A 16,739-nucleotide genomic window follows, 5' to 3' on the forward strand; every position below is an offset into this window, starting at 1 on the left:
CAACCCAAGGGAGCAGTACACCCATGCGATCCATCCGCCGCCAGTTGCTGAGCGTTGTGCTCGGGACCTTCGTTCTCGCCGCCGCGCTGCTGGGGATTTCAGCCCCGGCGTCGGCACACGATGCCGCCGAGTCCAGCAGCCCCGCGCAGGGCGCCACGGTGGCCACAGCGCCGGAGCAGGTCTCCGTCACGTTCAACAAGAACCCGTTGGGCATCGGCGCGCAGTTTTCCGTCAAGGATTCCGCCGGAGCTGAATGGGCGGACGGGGCTGTTGAGATCGTGGACAGCACTGCTACCCAGAAGCTCAAGCCCGGCGCTCCGGCGGGTGCCTACACGGTGGCCTGGCGGGTGGTCAGCTCGGATTCCCACCCGATCGAGGGGACGTTCGGCTTTACGGCGACCGCGGCTGCGGCGGGAGCGGCGCCCTCGGGAACCTCGCCGGCGGCCACAGCACCGGCGGGAGCATCGCCGTCGGCCGCTGTTCCCACAATGGGAACCGCACAGCCGGGAACCGTGGCAACCCCGGCCCCGGCTGAAAACGCGTCCGAACCGTTCCCCTGGAGCCTGGTGATCTTTGCCGCAGTGGCCGTAGGGCTGCTGGTGGCCATCGGAGTCCTGGCGAAGCGCCGCCTCACCGCAGGCAGCGACGACGACGAAACCGAACAGCCCTAGACTGTGGCGGCGCTCTCCGGGTGGACCGTGGCCGAAATGGCCAGGCCCACGGTCTTCGCCTGACGCAGGACTTCCTTGGGTGAGGGCGTGATGAGTTCGCCCACTCCCACGAGGTAGATGCCGATCTTCCGCATGGCAGCCACCAGGTTGCGGCCCACCGTGATGCCGAAGTCGCTGAGCATGCGCCGCAGCTGGCTGTGCGCGCACCGGGTCAGGACAATGTTGTCTGCCAGCAGGATTCCGTTGGGCGTATGGACTTCCCACTGGCCGGACGGGGAGCCGGCGGCTGTTCCCGTGGAAGTTCCGCCTGGTCCACCGCCCACCATGGTCAGCTGAACCGCCCGGGTGGTGTTGCGGACATCCATATGGTGGCTGGCGGCGTAGTTGCGCAGGTGGCGGAGGATCTCGTTGCGCTCGCGGAGGGAATCGGAGTCTGCTGCGTCGCAGCGCTGCAGTGAAGCAGTGTTGGCCGGTTGTCCGGCGCCGAGGATGTCGAGCCCGTCCACCACGATGGCGTCCACGCCGCGACGGCGCAGTTCTGCGCCAACAGCCAGGCCTGAGAGCCCCGTGCCGATGATCACTGTGGTGGTCCGTTCGGTCCCGCCATTCACAGGCATGCTTGACACTACAGTTTTCCTCCTTCAAAGGCTTTTCGGATGCAGGCAGCGTCGCCCCGCATGCGTTCCGTTACCCCCAAAGTCCGGCCGCAGCACCGGCCCGGGACGCACCTGAATTGGGCGTCGGCGGACCGGCAGTGCCTCGAAGACTACATAACATTCAGGGCCGTGGATAGCCCAAACACAAACATTCTTCTTAACGTTGAATACGGTTGCCATTCCGTTTGCCATGGGCTGTGGATAACCCGTAATCTAGCGGCCATTAACCGGCAGCCGGCCGCTTGCTAAGTGTCCGCGGACCGAGAATAGTGAGAAGCGGAAGCAGGGTTCTCCAACCCGTCGGGGCCCACGTCGCCGCCGGTGCGGGCGGAGCGCGCCGCATCTGGCAGAATAGCCGCAACATAAGGCAGTATCGCGAGGAGGCGGCCCCATGGGCGCACATGAGATGCATCCGGATCCGGACAGGGACAGGGCCGGTAATTCGGCTGCTCCGGTGGGGATTGTTGTGGGCGTGGATGGTTCCGACCACGGCCAGTGCGCCTTGGTGTGGGCAGCCCGGGAAGCCGAGCGCCGCCGTCGGCCGTTGCATATTGTCACCGCGTATTCTGTGCCGATCTTTGCCGCCTCCGGTCTGGACGGCGGGTACGCCACCGTGGATGATTCCGTGATCCGCGAGGGCGCTGAAGCGATCGTCAAGCAGGCGCTGGACAAGGTCTCCGGCTACAACATTGAGGTTGACGGTTCCGTGGAGAACGGGGACGCCTCGGGCGTGCTCCTGGAAATGTCCGAGACAGCCGATCTGCTGGTGTTCGGCACCCGCGGCCGCGGCGGATTTGTGGGACGCCTCCTGGGCTCGGTGAGCAGCGCCCTGCCGGCCCACGCTAAGTGCCCCACGGTCACGGTCCCGCTGGTGTGTTCGGACCGGCTGGGCGAAACCACCGAAGACAAGCGCATCAGGGCCGAGCAGGCCAAACCGGGCCACAAACAGGTTGAAAACGTTGTCGTGGTGGGCGTGGACGGGTCCGAACAGGCACGGATCGCCGTGCTGGAGGCTGCCGACCAGGCTCAACGGCTCGGGGCAACCCTGCGCGTGATCTGTGCCGTGCCGCAGTTCAGCGGATCCTTGGCATGGGTTCCGGCCCCCATGGACCGAAAAGCCCTCTTCGATGACATCCGGATCCAACTTGACGCCGGGATGGCCTGGCTCAAGAGCCACTACCCGACGCTCTCCGTGGAGTCGGAGCTGCTGGACGGCTCGGCAGTGGACGTCCTGGTAGAGGCCAGCCGGCACGTGGAACTCATAGTCGTGGGCACCCGTGGCCGTGGCGGGTTCACCGGTATGCTCCTGGGCTCCACGTCCGGCGGCGTGCTCCACCACGCCAAGAGTCCGGTCCTGGTGGTTCCGGACCGCGACGATCCGCGGCTCGCGGACCGGGCGCAGTTCGGACCGCTCCCCGGCGCAGCCTAACCCCCACCTCGCAGCAGGAGGCGTGAGAATGCCTGACACCGGCAGCCCGCCTCCCATCCTCGGACTGGAGGCGGTTACCGCAGCAATGGTTCCCCTGGTGGGTGGCAAAGCGGCCAACCTGGGGGAGCTGCTCGCCGCTGGCCTGCCCGTGCCGGACGGCTTCTGCCTCACCACGGAGGCATACCTCCAGGCGACCGCCGGCAGTTCCACCGCGGTGGATGCGCACCGAACCGACGGCCCACTCGCCGAGGTCCATAAGGCTCTTCAAGCAACGCCCGACGGCGACCTCCCCGCCTTGGCTGCGCTGGCGTCCCGGGCCCGGGACATTGTCCAAAACGCCCCGGTCCCCACCGAGGTGGCCGCCGCCGTCGAACAGGCCTACGCGGCCCTGGGTGACAACGTTCCGGTAGCCGTCCGGTCCTCGGCCACTGCCGAAGACCTTCCGTCGGCGAGCTTCGCCGGCCAGCAGGACACCTACCTGAACGTGGTGGGGGCTGCTGCCGTTGTGGAAGCCGTGCGCAACTGCTGGGCCTCGCTCTGGACGGACCGGGCAGTCAGCTACCGGGCAAGCCGGGGGATAGACCCGGCTGCGGTAGCCCTCGCCGTGGTGGTCCAGCGGATGGTGGACGCCAGGGCCGCCGGTGTGCTCTTTACCGCCAACGCGCTGACGGGCCGCCGGAAGCAGGCCGTGATCGATGCCAGCCCGGGGCTGGGGGAGGCTGTGGTGTCCGGGGCGGTGAACCCTGACCATTTTGTGGTTGACCCACTCACCGGGCGGGTGCTGGAACGACGGCTGGGCGACAAGCGGATAGCGGTACGGCCGATCCCCGGCGGCGGCATCCGGACGCTGGCACTCAGCAACGGCGGGGCCGCGGCCTGCCTGACGGACAAACAGGCCGCCGAACTGGCAGCCCTGGGCCACCGCGTGGAGGGTCACTTTGGCTCGCCGCAGGACATTGAATGGGCCATCGCCGGCGACGGGCGCCTCTGGCTGACCCAGTCGCGGCCCATCACCACGCTGTTCCCCGTCCCGCAGCGGGCCGGGGGCGCCGCCGGGGTGGGCACTCCCGGCGGGGAGGGCACCCGCGTTTACCTTTGCTTCAGCCTGGCACAGGGCCTGACCCGCCCCATCACGCCCATGGGCCTGGCCGCCTTCCGCCTTATTGCCTCCTCGGTGGCCCGCGCGGCGAAATTCGATGTGCCCGAGCCGCACAAAGGGCCGTCGCCGTATGCGGTGGCGGGCCAGCGCATCTACTTCGACCTGACGGCAGTGGCTCGCAGCACCACCGGCAGGCGGATCGTTCCCCGGGTCTTTGACGTGATGGAAGCACGCTCGGCCACGGTGCTGCGCCGGGTGTTTGAGGACCCGCGGTTTTCGGTGACGCGCAGGACGCCGTTGGGGCTGTTGCGGCACGTCGTCCCCGCGGCCGTGCATTTCCGGGTGCCGGAGACGCTGCTCCGGGCCGTGTTCCGGCCGGATGCAGCTCTTCGGCGGGCCAACCGGAGGGCGCGGGAGTTCGCCGGCTCCCTCGAACCGCCCGCCGGCGTCACCCCGCTGCAGCGCCTCGACCACGCCGAAAACCTGCTGGGCACGCGCATTTTCTCGGTGGTGCCGTCCATCGTGCCGCTCCCGGCGCTGGGATTCGCTGCGCTGGCGTTCGCCGGAAAACTGCTGGGCGGCGGCCGGTGGGATGATTTGCAGATTGTTCTCCGCGGGCTGCCCAACAACGTCACCACCGAGATGGACCTGGAACTGTGGCGCCTCGCCCAAGTGATCAGGAACGACGGCGGTTCCCGCACCGCCCTGACGGACCAGAGACCCGCCTCGCTGGCCGAAGAGTTCCGCACGGGTCAGCTGCCCGCGGTGCTGCAGGCCGGCCTGGCCCGGTTTATGGGCCAGTACGGGCACCGCGCCGTGGCCGAGATCGACGTCGGCATGCCGCGCTGGTCCGATGACCCCACCCACATCCTCGGTGTCCTGGCCAACTACCTCCGGCTGGAGGGTTCCGCGCTGGCGCCGGATGTCCAGTTCAGCAACGCCGCCGACGAAGCGGACGCCTGCGTTGACCGCCTCGTCGCGGAGGCACGGAGCCGCGGCCGGCTGCGTGGGACGGTGGTCCGGGCGGCGCTGCGGCGGGCGCGGCTTTTCGCCGGACTGCGCGAGCTGCCCAAGTACCAGCTGGTGGTGGGCCTCGCCGAAGTGCGCAAGCAGCTGACCTTGGCGGGTGCAGCGCTGGCCGCGTCCGGGGTGGTGGCCGACGCCGATGACATCTTCTTCCTCGACCTGGACGAAGCCCGGGCCGGCCTCAAGTCCGGAACCGCTGACCTCCACGACCTGGTGGCGCAGCGGCGCGCGGACTACGCCCTGGAACTCGAGCGGCGCCACATACCCCGGGTGCTGCTGTCGGACGGCACGGAACCGGAAGCCATACCGTCGGGCGGCGCTGCGGCCGCACCCACGGTTCCGGGGGCACTGACCGGGAGCCCGGCGTCGGCCGGTGTTGTCACGGCGACTGCCCGCGTGATCCTCGACCCCGTGGGCGCACACCTGGAACCGGGAGAAATCCTGGTGGCGCCGTCCACGGACCCCGGCTGGACGCCGTTGTTCCTCACCGCGGGCGGGCTCGTGATGGAGATGGGCGGACCCAATTCCCACGGGGCCGTGGTGGCGCGGGAGTACGGCATCCCGGCGGTGGTGGGTGTCCCCGACGCCACGCTCCGGCTCTCCACCGGCCAGGAAATAACGGTCGACGGCGGTGCCGGAACCGTGGTGCCGTCGTCGGCGAGCCCTCGGCCTGACTTCCAGAAGGGACGTGTGCGCGGCGGTCCCCAGGCGTAACCTGAGGTTATGGGCTCCAAGGATGAAGCGGGGCTGGCATGAACCGCGCATGGCTGCGCTGGGTGCCTGCCGCAGCTGTACCTGCAGTGATCGCCGCCGGTGTGCTGGTGGGATCCATTCCGGCGCGGGCGGGCGATCCGCTGCCGCAAAAGTCTCCCGTGGAGGTCCTGACCCTTCTGGGCCAGCACAGTACCAAGACATTCTCCGGAACAGTAAAACAATCCGCGGAACTGGGCCTGCCCGAGCTGCCGGCCGCCGGTCCCAGTTCCGGACCGGCGTCGGCCGGCGGGGCCGCGTCGGTCCTCGAGTTCCTGACCGGTGAGCACACCGCCCGGATTTTTATGGACGGGCCAACCAAGATGCGGGTCCAGGTGCTGGACCGGCTGGCTGAACGGGACGTCATCCGGCGCGACAACGACGTCTGGTTCTACAACTCCAAGGACAACAGCGCCGCCCACCTGGCCTTGCCGGCGTTCGCCAGCGACCTGCCCCTGCCGGTCCCTGAAGTTCCCCCGCTGCCTGGCCGGGACCTGCCTGGCCGGGACCTGCCCGGTCCGGGCCTGCCGACGCCCGACCTGCCCTTGCCCATCATGCCCGGCAAAGTCCTTCCTGGCCCGCCTGCAGTGCCGACGCCAGAGGACCTGGCCCGGAAGTTCCTCGCCGTCATGGACAGTTCCACCGAGGTGACGGTGGACCAGGACGTCGAAGTCGCCGGCCGGTCCGCCTACAGCCTGGTTCTGGCGCCGAGGACGCAGGGGACGCTGGTTGAGAGAATTGCCATCGCCGTCGACGGCGAGACAGGAATGCCGCTGCGGGTAACCGTGATGGCACGCGGCCAGGCGGAACCGGCTTTCGAGGCCGGCTTCACCAGCCTGTCCCTGGCGGCCCCGGACGACTCGGTGTTTACGTTTGTTGCCCCGCCGGGCGCCACGGTCAAGGAGCTGCAGGTGCCGCCGGTCCCGCTGCCGCATACGTACCCGCCAGTCAGGCCGGCCCTCCCGCCCACTCCCGGCGTAGTCCCTGACCCCGCCCCGGACCAGCCCTCGGCTCCGGACCAGCCCACTAAGCCGGATCAGGTCACACGCCCGGACCGGCTTCCCACCGCGCCGGACCAGCTTCCCGCCCCGGACAAGATTCCCGGCAGCGACGCTAGCCTGCGGCACCGCGACGCACCCCGGCCAACGGTGACCGGCAAGGGCTGGGAAACAGTAATCGGGTTCCCCGCGGCACCCAACGGGCAAGGGGCTGCCTGGACTGAATCCTTGCTGAAGGATCCGCTCCTGTCCCAGGCCGCCGTCGTCGTGCCCGGCGGACGACTCCTGTCCACGGCACTGGTCAACGTCCTGCTGACCGACGACGGCAGGATCTTTGTGGGGATGGTCCCGGCGGAGCGGCTGCAGGCCGCCGCCGGCGCAGCGTGACCGCGGACGGGGGGACGGCGGGCGCCGATGAAGACGCTGCCGGGTCCCGTCCTGCGGCAGGCGCAACTAACGGCCTGACCATCGAGACCCAAGGACTGACCAAGCGTTTCGGCCACCAGGTGGCGGTCGATAACGTGGACCTCGCCGTGCCGCACGGTGCCGTGTTCGGTTTCCTGGGCCCCAACGGATCCGGCAAAACCACCACCATTAGGATGCTGCTGGGCCTCGCCGCGGCGTCGGCCGGAACCGTCAGCGTCCTGGGCCAGCAGATGCCGCAGCGCCTGCACGACGTCCTGCCGCGCGTCGGTGCGCTCGTGGAGGGGCCGGCGTTTTACCCGTTCCTGTCCGGCACCGCCAACCTGCACCGCCTGGACGCCGCCGGCCGGCGTGCGGCGCCCGCCACCCGGACCGCCCGCGTTGCTGCCGCGCTTGAGCGGGTGGGCCTCTCGCACGCCGCAGGCAAGCGGGTCCATGCCTACTCGCTGGGCATGAAGCAGCGGCTGGGGATCGCCAACGCGCTGCTGTCGCCGCGGGAACTGCTGGTCCTCGATGAGCCCACCAACGGACTGGACCCGCAGGGAACGCGGGAAGTGCGGAGCCTGGTCCGGTCGCTGGCCGCCGACGGCGCCACCGTCTTCGTCTCCAGCCACCTCCTGGCAGAAGTGGAACAGATCTGTACGCACGCGGCCATCATGAGCGCCGGCCGGCTCGTGGCCCAGGGGCCGCTGGCGGAGCTCCGGCAGGCCGGCGAGACCCGGATCCGCCTGTTAACGCCCGACGCCGGGACGGCCAGTGAGGTCCTGCTGCGGTTGGGCATGTCCCCGGGAACGGGAACGCCTGAACCGGATGGGGACGTGCTGACCGCCGTCGCGGCCGCGTCCCGGCTGGAGGCTCCGGAGGACATTGTGGCGGAGCTTGTGGCGGCCGGGGTGCGGGTCCGGGGTTTTTCCGTTGAGCGGGAGAGCCTGGAGGAGCGCTTTGTTGCGCTGACCGGGGAGGGGTTCGACATTGCCCAATAGTGCTTCTGACGCCGGCAGGAGGTCCCAGGCCAGCAGTGGTTCGGGTGCTCGCAGCGGCTCTGCGGTCGGCAGTGCTCCAACTGCGCCGTCGAGCCTGTCCCTGCTGGCGTCCGAGCTGAAGACGCTGTTCCGGCGTCGCCGGACCGCGGCCATGCTGCTGGCCCTTGCCGCGATACCGGTGCTGATCGCCGTCGCCGTCCGGCTCTCGTCATCCGTTCCGGCCGGAAGGGGACCGGCCTTCCTGGACCGGATCAGCCAGAACGGGCTGTTTGTGGCGGTCACGGCCATGCTGGTCTCCGTGCCGCTGTTCCTTCCCCTGACCATTGGGGTAGTGGCGGGCGATACCATCGCCGGCGAGGCGAGCCTGGGCACGCTGCGCTACCTGCTGGTGGCGCCCGCCGGGCGGGTGCGCCTGCTGTTGGTGAAGTACGCCGGAGCGCTTGCATTCTGCCTGGCCGCGCCCGTCACCGTAGCCCTGGCCGGGGCGGCGATCGGAGCGTCGCTGTTCCCCGTCGGGCCGGTGACGCTCCTGTCCGGCGATGTCGTCCAGCCGCCTGAGGCCGCGCTGCGGCTGGTCCTGATTGCTGCGTATCTTGCGGTGTCCCTGGCCGGACTCTCGGCGATCGGATTGTTCCTGTCCACCCTGACAGTGGTCCCGGTGGGCGCCATGGCCGCCACGGTGGTGCTGTCAGTGGTCTCGCAGGTCCTGGACCAGTTGCCGCAGCTGGAATGGCTGCACCCTTGGCTGTTTACGCATTACTGGTTCGGCTTCGCGGACATCCTGCGCCAGCCGGTGCTGTGGGACTCCTTTGCCAGCAACGCGGTGCTGCAGGCGGGCTACGTGGCCGTGTTCGGGGCGCTCGCCTATGGCCGGTTCGTCACCAAGGACGTCCTGTCCTGAGGGTCAGGCGTGCTGTTGCGATTCGTGCTCCGAGTGGCTGGCGGGCTCCAGCTGGAACGTGCAGTGCTCGGTGTCAAAGTGGGAGCCCAGGCAGGTGGTGAGCTTGTCCAGCAACTCGTCTGCGCCGCGGGCGTTGAGGACGCCGTCATCCACCACCACGTGGGCCGAAAACACCGGCACGCCGGAGGTGATGGTCCAGATGTGGATGTCATGGACGTCAACCACTCCGTCAACGCTGAGGATGTGTTCGCGGATCATCTGCACCTCCACGCCTTTGGGGGTTGCCTCCAGCAGGACGTCCACCACATCCCGCAGCAGGCTCCAGGCCCGCGGGAGGATCATCAGGGCGATGAGCACGGAGGCGATCGTATCGGCGGCCTGGTAGCCCGTGAACATGATGACCAGAGCAGCTACGATGACGGCGACTGAGCCCAACAGGTCGCCCAGCACCTCAAGGTAGGCGCCCCGGACGTTCAGGCTGTCCTGGTGTGCGCCGCGCAGGATGAGCAGCGAGACCAGGTTGGCCACCGCGCCCAGGATGGCGGCGAAGAGCATGATGCCGGTGTGGACCTCGGGCGCGGAGCCAATCCGTCGGATGGCCTCGCTAAAGATAACCACCGAGATGACAATCAGGATCAGCGCGTTGGCCAGGGCGGCCAGGACCTCGGCGCGCTGGTAGCCGTACGTCCGCTGGTCAGTCGCCGGGCGTCCGGCGATCCAGGCGGCCAGGAGCGCGATCGTTACGCCTGCCGCATCGGAGAGCATGTGACCGGCGTCAGCCAGCAGCGCCAATGATCCGGACAGTGCCGCACCCACCACCTGGACCACCACCACCGCAAGGGTGATGGTCAGGACGGCGATAAGCCGCTTGCGGTGCCGGCCTGTCGCCGTGATCCCGTGCGTGTGGCTGTGGTCGTGTCCCATGCCTACAAGGCTAGTCCCAGCCGAGCTCGTGCAGCCGCCGGTCATCGATGCCGAAGTGGTGGGCGATCTCGTGGACCACCGTTACCGCCACTTCCTGGATCACCTCGTCGCGGGACCCGCAGATGTCCAGGATGGGCTGGCGGAAGATGGTGATCCGGTCCGGCAGCGAACCGGCATCCCACCATGAATCCCGCTCCGTCAAGGGAACACCCTCATAGAGACCCAACAGGACGGTGTCCGGATCCTCGCCCGGTCCGGGCACGTAATCGTCCTCGACAAACACCGCCACGTTGTCCATGGCGGCCGCGAGCTTGGCGGGGATCAGACCCAGGGCATCCGTGACGGCGGCTTCGAAATCGTCAGCGGACATCTCAAACGGACCGGACTCTTGCGGTCCATCCGGGATGATGGGCAGGCCGGGCGGCAGGTTGGCGGGCATAAGCAGACTCTAGCCCGCAGCCGGGTTGGCGCGCATACTGAAACCCGTCCCTGACTGCGCAGTGAGGAGCCGGATGTCCGCCCGCCATCGCCTTTTTGCCGCCACCTACGACACGCTGTCGGCCTCTGTTGAGCGCAGGGAGCTCGCCCCGCGCCGGGCGCTGCTGCTCTCGGGGCTGACGGGAACCGTCGTCGACGTCGGCGCAGGCACCGGGGCCAACCTGCGGCACTTCCGCCATGCTGAGCGGGTCATCCTCGTGGAACCGGACCGCTACATGCGGGCCAGGTTGAGCACACGACTCGGGGAGTCCCCCGTTCCGGTGGAGGTTTCCGACGCCGATGCGGAGCACCTGCCGCTGCCGGACGGCGCGGCGGACGCCGTCGTGTTCACCCTGGTGCTGTGCTCGGTGCCGGACCAGCGGCTTGCCCTGATGGAGGCCCGGAGGGTGCTCAAACCCGGCGGGACCCTCGCGGTGCTGGAGCATGTCCGCGGGCAGGGCCGTGCGGCCCGCTGGCAGGACAGGCTGGACGGTCTTTGGGGCCGCTGCGCGGCGCCCGGGTGCCACCTCAACCGGAACACGGTGGCCGCCATTGGCGAAGCCGGGTTCGAATTCACGGAAATCAGCAGGTTGGAGGCCCCGGCGATTGCCCTGGCCACACCGATCATCGCTGGTACGGCGGTGCCACGGTGAATGGGGCCCTACCGGGACCTGCGACGCGTCAGGCCCACACCCACCAGGCAGACCACACCGCCCACGAGGCCCAGTACGGCGGGGACTTCGCTGAGGACCAGCCAGGAGATCAGGATGGTGGTGCCCGGCACCAGGTAGGTGGTGGCCGCCAGTTTTCCGGCGTCAATCAGGGACAGCGCGTAGGCCCAGGTGGTGAACGCAATGGCGGTGGGGAAGACGCCCAGATACACCAGCCCCAGTGTTGCCGGCAGCGGGGCGGACTGCAGTTCGGACACCAACTGGCCGCTGAAGGGCAGGCAGCAGACGGCCCCCACCATGATGCCGAACCAGGTGGCTTGGCCCGCCGGGAACTTCCGCAACACCGGCTTCTGGATGATGACGCTGACGGCGGCGAGCACGGCGGCAAGGAGGCAGAGCAGCACGCCCGCCACATCCGCCGTCGAACGTTCCCCGGAGCCTGAACCTGATCCGAGCGCGATCAGCGCAACCCCGCCGAACGCCACCAGGCTCCCGATAATCAGCCAGCGCGGGAAGCCCTCCTTCAGGAAGAATCCGGCCATGATGGCAACGAGGATGGGGTTGACGTTGATCAGCAAGGCGGCGGTCCCGGCGTCCAGCAGGTGTTCCGCCGCGTTCAGGGCCACGTTGTAGCCGCCGAACCACATCACGCCGTACCCCAGGATGGGCCACCATTCACGGCCCCGCGGCAGCATCTTGCTCCTGGCCAGCTGCGGCAGCACCAGTGCGCCGAGCACGACGGCGGCAACCGCCAGCCTGCCCAGGGTCAGGGATCCGGGGGAGAAGGTGGGGCCGATGGCCCGGATCCCCACGAACGCCGAAGCCCAGAGCACCACGGTGACCACCACGGCAGCGACGCCGAGCGCGTTGGTCCGGCCAGGTGGTGGGCGAAGCGCCGTTGGCGTTGCTGCGCGGGGAGGGGTGCTTGAAGCCATGCTGCCAATCTATCCCCGCGGCAACGCCGGCAGCTGGCGGGAATCGGTCACGTCTAGTCGAGTTTCTGCCAATCCCGGGCCGACCACTCCAGCAGCCGTTCAAGAGGCCAAGTGGTCACAATGCGCTCCGCGGGAACGTTGTTGTGCGCGGCGCGGGCAGCCCCGTACTGGAGGAAGTCGAGCTGGCCCGGAGCGTGGGCGTCGCTGTCGATCGAGAACAGGCAACCGGCGTCGAGGGCCAGCTGGATCAGGTCATCCGGCGGGTCCTGCCGCTCGGGCCGGGAGTTGATCTCTACCGCCACGTTGGATTCGGCGCACGCGGCGAACACTTGCCGGGCGTCGAAGTCCGACTGCGGCCGCGTGCCGCGGGAGCCCTCCACCAGGCGGCCCGTGCAGTGGCCCAGCACGTTGGTGCGGGGATTCTGGATGCCCTGGAGCATCCGCCGGGTCATGGTGGCGCGGTCCGCCCGAAGCTTCGAATGGACGCTGGCCACCACAATATCCAGCCGTTCCAGCATGTCCGGCGACTGGTCCAGGTCGCCGGACTCCAGGATGTCCACCTCGATGCCGGTCAGGAGCCGGAAGTCGTTCCCGCTGTCAGCGGTGTGGGAAGCGTTGATGGCGGCCACAACGTCGAGCTGTTCGGTCAGGCGCTCGGCGCTGAGCCCGTTGGCGACGGTCAGGTTGGGGGAGTGGTCTGTCAGGGCCAGGTACTCGCGGCCCAGGAGCCGGGCGGCGTCTGCCATGAGCTGGATGGGGGAACCGCCGTCGGACCAGTCGCTGTGGCTGTGGAGGTCGCCGCGGAGTGCCGCGTGGAGCTCGGCCCCGCCGTCCGCGAGAGGCTCCGCGCTGCGTCGGCGAAGGTCCTCAAGGTACTCGGGCACGTCGCCGTCCACTGCCTGCCGGACCACCTGGTAGGTCCTGTCGCCGATGCCCTTCATGCTCTTGAGCCTGCCGTCCCGGGCCCGGGCCGCCACCTCGGATGGGTCTAGCCCGGCGATGATCCCGGCCGCCTTCCGGAAGGCCTGGACCTTGAAGGTGGCAGCCCGTTCCCGTTCCAACCAGAAAGCTATTTCATTGAGCGCGGCCACGGCATCCATCTGTCCATCTTCGCGTGTCCCGGCCGCTTCAGTCAGGTGTCTGCGGGGCCGATTTTGGATTATTCCCACCGAGGCCCTATAGTTTTAGAGTCCAGTTCGGAGCAACTGCAAACGAAAAGACTGAGAGCCTCGGCTCGAAGCCTTTTATTTTGTGCCGAACGGGTTCTGGCCCCCATCGTCTAGCGGCCTAGGACACCGCCCTTTCACGGCGGCGGCACGGGTTCGAATCCCGTTGGGGGTACGCAAGGAAATGGTCTGGCAGGCTGAAAACGTCTGGTAAGCTGGAAGCCTTGAAAAAAGCGGTAGAGATGCCGCGAAGCAAGAAAATCAAGGCCCTGTAGCGCAGTTGGTTAGCGCGCCGCCCTGTCACGGCGGAGGTCGCGGGTTCAAGTCCCGTCAGGGTCGCTCTGATTGCCAGAAGAAATTCCGGCAGTCAAGGTGACATGTCACCTAGGCTCTGTAGCTCAGTTGGTAGAGCGTTCGACTGAAAATCGAAAGGTCACCGGATCGACGCCGGTCGGAGCCACCACTGGGAAGCATCAGTTCTTCGGAACTGGTGCCTTTCTTCTTTTAACGACACTTCTGCCGCGACACCCTCAGCCGGGTGCCACTCCAGGTCCGACGTCGGCCCTCGACGCGCGTATATGGGTGTCGACGGGCCATTTCCGTGTCGGTGGGGAAATTGCGGGACCTCCGTGAGGCTGTCCGCCGTCGGGAACGTGCGCCTGCGGAAGCTCAACGCCTGGCGGATGGAGGACATCTTCGGTGTTCAGCGAAGGCGGAAAGGCCGGATTTACGCTGACCGGCCGCAAGCTCGCCTGACTCGCCGCGGATTCCCGCGCGTTCCCATACGCAGGGGATAGGGTTGGGAACAACAGAAGGGGAAGTGTCTGATGGAATACCAGAACCCACAACCCGATGAGGGCCGGGAGCGCCAGCTTGCTACCAGCCAGCTTGCCACCAGCCAGCATGCCGCCAGCCAGGCGCCCGTGCCCGGTCATGGCCGCACCGTGATCGCTGAGACCGCCGTGGCAAAAGTTGCAGGCATCGCTGCCCGTGCCGTGCCCGGAGTCTATTCCTTGGGCTCGGCTCCGTCCCGTGCGTTGGGAGCCATCCGGGACGCCGTCGGCAGTTCGGACCATGCTGCCGGCGTCCGCGCCGAGGTCGGTGAGACGCAGGTGGCGGTGGACATCAGCCTGGTGGCCTCCTACGGCACGCCCCTGCATTCCCTGGCCGATCAGGTCAGATCAGCCGTTTACCGCGCGGTCGAGGAACTCGTCGGCCTGCAGGTCATTGAAGTGAACGTCGAAATAACCGATGTCTACGTGGCGCCGCCGGCGAAGGCCGGAGCCCCTGCCGTCGCCGAGAGGGAGGCACTGCTGTGAATCTGACCGTTGTGGGCATCGCCATGGGCGCCTTCGTGGCGTTTATGTCCTTCCAGTTCGGGCTGTGGGGCTTCCTGGTCTCGCTCCTCTTTATGGCCATCGGCGCCTTCCTGGGCCGCGCAGCGGAAGGGAAACTGGACCTGCGCGGCGTCCTGGATGCCATCATCGGCCGGCGCTCTTCGTCATGACGCCAGCCGCACCATCCATCCAGGGGCGGGTCCTGAGCGGCCACAACCGCATCAGCACGCAGGCCCTGACCAGCCTTGCCAGGGCAGCCGCCGCGGAAGCCCTCGGTGTGGAACCCCATGATGTCCGGGCGGAATGGACGGACGACGACGGCCTGCTGGCCCTGTCCCTGGTGTCACCTATCAGGATCCCGCCGCTGGCCACCGTGCTCAGGGATGCAGGCCGGGTCGCCTCATTCGGTGGATCCATTTGGGACCGGACGGTTGATGCCAAAACCAGGATCCTTTCGACGGTCACGGCCCTCAGCGGCGCCAGCCTGAGCAGGGTGGATATCCGCATCAGCGGCGTTAAGCCGATCGAGGGAGGCCGGGTCCAGTGAGCGAAGAATCAGTGGACGGGGACCTGGATTCGAGGCAAACAAGCCGCGCCCCAGCCCAGCCGCAACCTGATATGCGCAGGGTTGTGTACCGGGAAACCCATTCCTCTCGGGCAGCAGTGGCCACATTGGCGGCTGTCCTGGTGATGGGCCTGGCCGGCTATGGTCTTCTCGAATCGGGCGTCCATGCCATTGGGCAGCCGGCCTGGCTGATCGAACCACAGCTGGCGGCGGAGCGCATCGTCGCCCTGCCGGAGGGTATCCCGCCGTTGTTGCTCGGAGCCAGCGGCGCCGTGGTCGCCATGGTGGGACTGTTTTTCCTGCTCAATGCCATCCTGCCGGGCAAGCGTGCCCGGCACGTGCTGAACGGGCATTCGCTTAACGGTGCCGTCAGTTCGTACGCCGTGGTGGTGGATGACGAAGTTATTGCCTCCGCCCTGGCGCGCAGCGCACGGCTCGCGGCCAATGTCACACCGGAGCAGGTCATGGTGGTGGTGTCCCGGCGGCAGGTCATCGTCAACGTGCGCCCCACCTCAGGGGTTCCAGTGACGGAAGCGGCGGTGCTTTCCGCGGTGCAGGACGAACTCAGCGGAATGTCACTGGTCCCGGTGCCTGAGGTCCGCGTGAACATTTCCACGGTTGGAGTGATTGGAGCATGACGGCCACACCCTCGCTCCTCAACAGGATCCTGCTCGGCATCCTCGGACTCAAGCTGCTCGCCGTGGGCATCCTGCTTGTTCTGCTTGCCACCGTTCCACCCGTGGGAACCTGGTGGCATGCCTGGTCCGGATCGGTCTGGCGCAGTGTTAGCCAGGCCTTTGACAACACCCGGTTTCCGGGCCGCCCTGAAAGCTGGCTCTGGATAGTGATGGCGTTTGCCCTGCTGGTTCTGATCGGGTTGATGGTTGCCTGGATCGCGCAGCAGGGCAAAGGCCGGAGCAACCTGCTGGTGGCCGAGTACGATCCCGGGACAGTGGCCGGGGACGTCAGGATCAGCGGGGGAGTAGCGGAGCAGGCGTTGAAGCACGCCTTGGCTGAACGGCCTGATCTGGCGGGTGCCACGGTGGCAACCTACGATGTCCAGGGCAGCCCCGCCTTGAAAATCCGGCTCCAGCCGCGCCAGGGCGTGGCGCCGCACCTCCTGGCGGACGAGGTCTCTGCCCTGGTGGAGGCCCTGGACCAAGTGGTGGGAAAACGGACACCCGTGCTGATCCACATCGGAGCAGGGGCCAGGACACGGTTCAGCCGGGCCGAACGCGTCCGTTAGTGTGATGCAGGGGACATCTGATCGTGCCGATGCCGGCGGACGTCGCCTGGTAAAGGGCCACCACCACTGTCCGGATGGAATAACCGGGGACCAAGGAGAACACCATGAGCGAGCAAGCAACTGGCAGCGGAGCGGTAAACGAAGGCGCGGCAGGCGCGGCAGAAAAGGCCAAGGAGTTCGCTGGCGAGGCTGCGGAGAACGTGAAGGAGTTCGCCGGCGAGGCCGCGGAAAACGTGAAGGAGTTCGCTGGCGAAGCTGCTGAGAACGCCAAGGAACTCGCCGGTGACGTCGCTGAAAACGCCAAGGAACTTGCTGGCGATGTTGCTGAGAACGCCAAGGAACTGGCTGGCAACGTGACCGAGAACGTGAAGGGCTTCGGCGCGAAGATCGCCGGGCTGTTCAAGGGCGGCAAGTAGGCCCAATCACGGGGTATGCCCCACGATGCCGAAAAGGCGCCGCGCTCCCTGGGGAGCGCGGCGCCT

The 16,739-nt window shown here is 67.8% G+C and carries 18 protein-coding genes and 3 tRNA genes; 16 read left to right on the forward strand and 5 right to left on the reverse strand.

The genetic code is table 11. The annotated features are described in order from the left end of the window. Nucleotides 1–23: 23 nt before the first annotated feature. Nucleotides 24–671 carry a copper resistance CopC family protein gene (locus AC3IT0_RS02560; RefSeq protein ID WP_489322257.1) on the forward strand — a complete coding sequence of 216 codons (648 nt, stop codon included), beginning with the start codon at nucleotides 24–26 and terminating at the stop codon, nucleotides 669–671. Here the strand turns inward: AC3IT0_RS02560 and AC3IT0_RS02565 are convergent. Beyond that, entirely contained in the window at nucleotides 668–1,288 is a 621-nt protein-coding gene (locus tag AC3IT0_RS02565) for an FAD-binding protein (RefSeq protein WP_489323889.1), read from the reverse strand. The genes AC3IT0_RS02560 and AC3IT0_RS02565 overlap by 4 nt on opposite strands. 430 nt (nucleotides 1,289–1,718) lie before the next feature. Here AC3IT0_RS02565 and AC3IT0_RS02570 point away from each other — a divergent pair, with 430 nt between their 5' ends. The 5 genes from AC3IT0_RS02570 to AC3IT0_RS02590 all read left to right on the forward strand — a co-directional run bounded on the left by AC3IT0_RS02570 (nucleotide 1,719) and on the right by AC3IT0_RS02590 (nucleotide 8,936). Beyond that, a complete protein-coding gene (locus AC3IT0_RS02570) occupies nucleotides 1,719–2,756 on the forward strand; it encodes a universal stress protein (protein ID WP_489322258.1) in 1,038 nt (345 codons plus the stop codon). Nucleotides 2,757–2,784: 28 nt separating this feature from the next. Then, a complete protein-coding gene (locus AC3IT0_RS02575; protein ID WP_489322259.1) occupies nucleotides 2,785–5,595 on the forward strand; it encodes a PEP/pyruvate-binding domain-containing protein in 2,811 nt (936 codons plus the stop codon). A gap of 38 nt (nucleotides 5,596–5,633) precedes the next feature. Then, the gene (locus AC3IT0_RS02580) at nucleotides 5,634–7,016 is read left to right on the forward strand and encodes a LolA family protein (protein WP_489322260.1); all 1,383 of its coding nucleotides are present in this window, start codon (nucleotides 5,634–5,636) and stop codon (nucleotides 7,014–7,016) included. Nucleotides 7,017–7,090: 74 nt separating this feature from the next. Beyond that, nucleotides 7,091–8,035, forward strand: coding sequence for an ABC transporter ATP-binding protein (locus AC3IT0_RS02585; RefSeq protein ID WP_489323890.1), 945 nt, complete (start codon nucleotides 7,091–7,093; stop codon nucleotides 8,033–8,035). A gap of 103 nt (nucleotides 8,036–8,138) precedes the next feature. Beyond that, complete coding sequence (locus AC3IT0_RS02590) at nucleotides 8,139–8,936, forward strand: ABC transporter permease (protein WP_489323891.1); 798 nt, start codon at nucleotides 8,139–8,141, stop codon at nucleotides 8,934–8,936. A gap of 3 nt (nucleotides 8,937–8,939) precedes the next feature. Here AC3IT0_RS02590 and AC3IT0_RS02595 read toward each other — a convergent pair whose 3' ends face one another. Next, entirely contained in the window at nucleotides 8,940–9,860 is a 921-nt protein-coding gene (locus AC3IT0_RS02595; protein WP_489322261.1) for a cation diffusion facilitator family transporter, read from the reverse strand. 10 nt (nucleotides 9,861–9,870) lie between these two features. Beyond that, a complete protein-coding gene (locus AC3IT0_RS02600) occupies nucleotides 9,871–10,299 on the reverse strand; it encodes a metallopeptidase family protein (RefSeq protein ID WP_160677193.1) in 429 nt (142 codons plus the stop codon). A 73-nt stretch (nucleotides 10,300–10,372) separates the two neighbouring features. On the opposite strand from AC3IT0_RS02600, the gene AC3IT0_RS02605 reads away from it, so the two are divergent. After that, nucleotides 10,373–10,990: a class I SAM-dependent methyltransferase gene (locus AC3IT0_RS02605; RefSeq protein ID WP_489322262.1), complete on the forward strand. Its 618-nt coding sequence runs from the start codon at nucleotides 10,373–10,375 to the stop codon at nucleotides 10,988–10,990. 8 nt (nucleotides 10,991–10,998) lie between these two features. On the opposite strand, the gene AC3IT0_RS02610 is transcribed toward AC3IT0_RS02605, so the two are convergent. Beyond that, nucleotides 10,999–11,943 (reverse strand): DMT family transporter, encoded by a 945-nt coding sequence (locus AC3IT0_RS02610; RefSeq protein WP_489322263.1) that lies wholly within the window; start codon nucleotides 11,941–11,943, stop codon nucleotides 10,999–11,001. 53 nt (nucleotides 11,944–11,996) lie between these two features. Then, a complete protein-coding gene (locus AC3IT0_RS02615) occupies nucleotides 11,997–13,043 on the reverse strand; it encodes a PHP domain-containing protein (RefSeq protein ID WP_489322264.1) in 1,047 nt (348 codons plus the stop codon). A gap of 168 nt (nucleotides 13,044–13,211) precedes the next feature. Here AC3IT0_RS02615 and AC3IT0_RS02620 point away from each other — a divergent pair. The 9 genes from AC3IT0_RS02620 (at nucleotide 13,212) to AC3IT0_RS02660 (ending at nucleotide 16,673) form a co-directional block, all read left to right on the forward strand. Continuing rightward, a tRNA-Glu gene (locus tag AC3IT0_RS02620) sits at nucleotides 13,212–13,284 on the forward strand. Nucleotides 13,285–13,374: 90 nt separating this feature from the next. Then, nucleotides 13,375–13,448: transfer RNA gene (locus AC3IT0_RS02625), tRNA-Asp, on the forward strand. Nucleotides 13,449–13,496: 48 nt separating this feature from the next. Beyond that, nucleotides 13,497–13,572: transfer RNA gene (locus tag AC3IT0_RS02630), tRNA-Phe, on the forward strand. Between the two features lie 364 nt (nucleotides 13,573–13,936). Further along, nucleotides 13,937–14,428 (forward strand): Asp23/Gls24 family envelope stress response protein, encoded by a 492-nt coding sequence (locus tag AC3IT0_RS02635; RefSeq protein WP_489322265.1) that lies wholly within the window; start codon nucleotides 13,937–13,939, stop codon nucleotides 14,426–14,428. After that, the gene (locus AC3IT0_RS02640) at nucleotides 14,425–14,616 is read left to right on the forward strand and encodes a hypothetical protein (RefSeq protein ID WP_354249958.1); all 192 of its coding nucleotides are present in this window, start codon (nucleotides 14,425–14,427) and stop codon (nucleotides 14,614–14,616) included. Before AC3IT0_RS02635 ends, AC3IT0_RS02640 begins: the two co-directional genes overlap by 4 nt. Then, nucleotides 14,613–14,993 carry a hypothetical protein gene (locus tag AC3IT0_RS02645; protein WP_489322266.1) on the forward strand — a complete coding sequence of 127 codons (381 nt, stop codon included), beginning with the start codon at nucleotides 14,613–14,615 and terminating at the stop codon, nucleotides 14,991–14,993. The genes AC3IT0_RS02640 and AC3IT0_RS02645 overlap by 4 nt, the downstream gene beginning before the upstream one ends. A 71-nt stretch (nucleotides 14,994–15,064) precedes the next feature. Next, nucleotides 15,065–15,649 (forward strand): hypothetical protein, encoded by a 585-nt coding sequence (locus AC3IT0_RS02650; protein WP_489323892.1) that lies wholly within the window; start codon nucleotides 15,065–15,067, stop codon nucleotides 15,647–15,649. Further along, nucleotides 15,646–16,257, forward strand: coding sequence for a hypothetical protein (locus tag AC3IT0_RS02655; RefSeq protein ID WP_489322267.1), 612 nt, complete (start codon nucleotides 15,646–15,648; stop codon nucleotides 16,255–16,257). Before AC3IT0_RS02650 ends, AC3IT0_RS02655 begins: the two co-directional genes overlap by 4 nt. A gap of 104 nt (nucleotides 16,258–16,361) precedes the next feature. Then, nucleotides 16,362–16,673, forward strand: a complete 312-nt coding sequence (locus tag AC3IT0_RS02660) for a hypothetical protein (RefSeq protein ID WP_489322268.1) — start codon at nucleotides 16,362–16,364, stop codon at nucleotides 16,671–16,673. Nucleotides 16,674–16,739 lie beyond the last annotated feature (66 nt).

The sequence above is a fragment of the Pseudarthrobacter sp. KH_020_B genome (assembly GCF_057840185.1).

Coding starts and splice junctions, on each gene's coding strand:
- AC3IT0_RS02560 (WP_489322257.1), top strand. CDS start 24: ATGCGATCCATCCGCCGCCAGTTGCTGAGCGTTGTGCTCGGGACCTTC.
- AC3IT0_RS02565 (WP_489323889.1), bottom strand. CDS start 1,288: ATGCCTGTGAATGGCGGGACCGAACGGACCACCACAGTGATCATCGGC.
- AC3IT0_RS02570 (WP_489322258.1), top strand. CDS start 1,719: ATGGGCGCACATGAGATGCATCCGGATCCGGACAGGGACAGGGCCGGT.
- AC3IT0_RS02575 (WP_489322259.1), top strand. CDS start 2,785: ATGCCTGACACCGGCAGCCCGCCTCCCATCCTCGGACTGGAGGCGGTT.
- AC3IT0_RS02580 (WP_489322260.1), top strand. CDS start 5,634: ATGAACCGCGCATGGCTGCGCTGGGTGCCTGCCGCAGCTGTACCTGCA.
- AC3IT0_RS02595 (WP_489322261.1), bottom strand. CDS start 9,860: ATGGGACACGACCACAGCCACACGCACGGGATCACGGCGACAGGCCGG.
- AC3IT0_RS02600 (WP_160677193.1), bottom strand. CDS start 10,299: ATGCCCGCCAACCTGCCGCCCGGCCTGCCCATCATCCCGGATGGACCG.
- AC3IT0_RS02605 (WP_489322262.1), top strand. CDS start 10,373: ATGTCCGCCCGCCATCGCCTTTTTGCCGCCACCTACGACACGCTGTCG.
- AC3IT0_RS02610 (WP_489322263.1), bottom strand. CDS start 11,943: ATGGCTTCAAGCACCCCTCCCCGCGCAGCAACGCCAACGGCGCTTCGC.
- AC3IT0_RS02615 (WP_489322264.1), bottom strand. CDS start 13,043: ATGGATGCCGTGGCCGCGCTCAATGAAATAGCTTTCTGGTTGGAACGG.
- AC3IT0_RS02635 (WP_489322265.1), top strand. CDS start 13,937: ATGGAATACCAGAACCCACAACCCGATGAGGGCCGGGAGCGCCAGCTT.
- AC3IT0_RS02645 (WP_489322266.1), top strand. CDS start 14,613: ATGACGCCAGCCGCACCATCCATCCAGGGGCGGGTCCTGAGCGGCCAC.
- AC3IT0_RS02650 (WP_489323892.1), top strand. CDS start 15,065: ATGCGCAGGGTTGTGTACCGGGAAACCCATTCCTCTCGGGCAGCAGTG.
- AC3IT0_RS02655 (WP_489322267.1), top strand. CDS start 15,646: ATGACGGCCACACCCTCGCTCCTCAACAGGATCCTGCTCGGCATCCTC.
- AC3IT0_RS02660 (WP_489322268.1), top strand. CDS start 16,362: ATGAGCGAGCAAGCAACTGGCAGCGGAGCGGTAAACGAAGGCGCGGCA.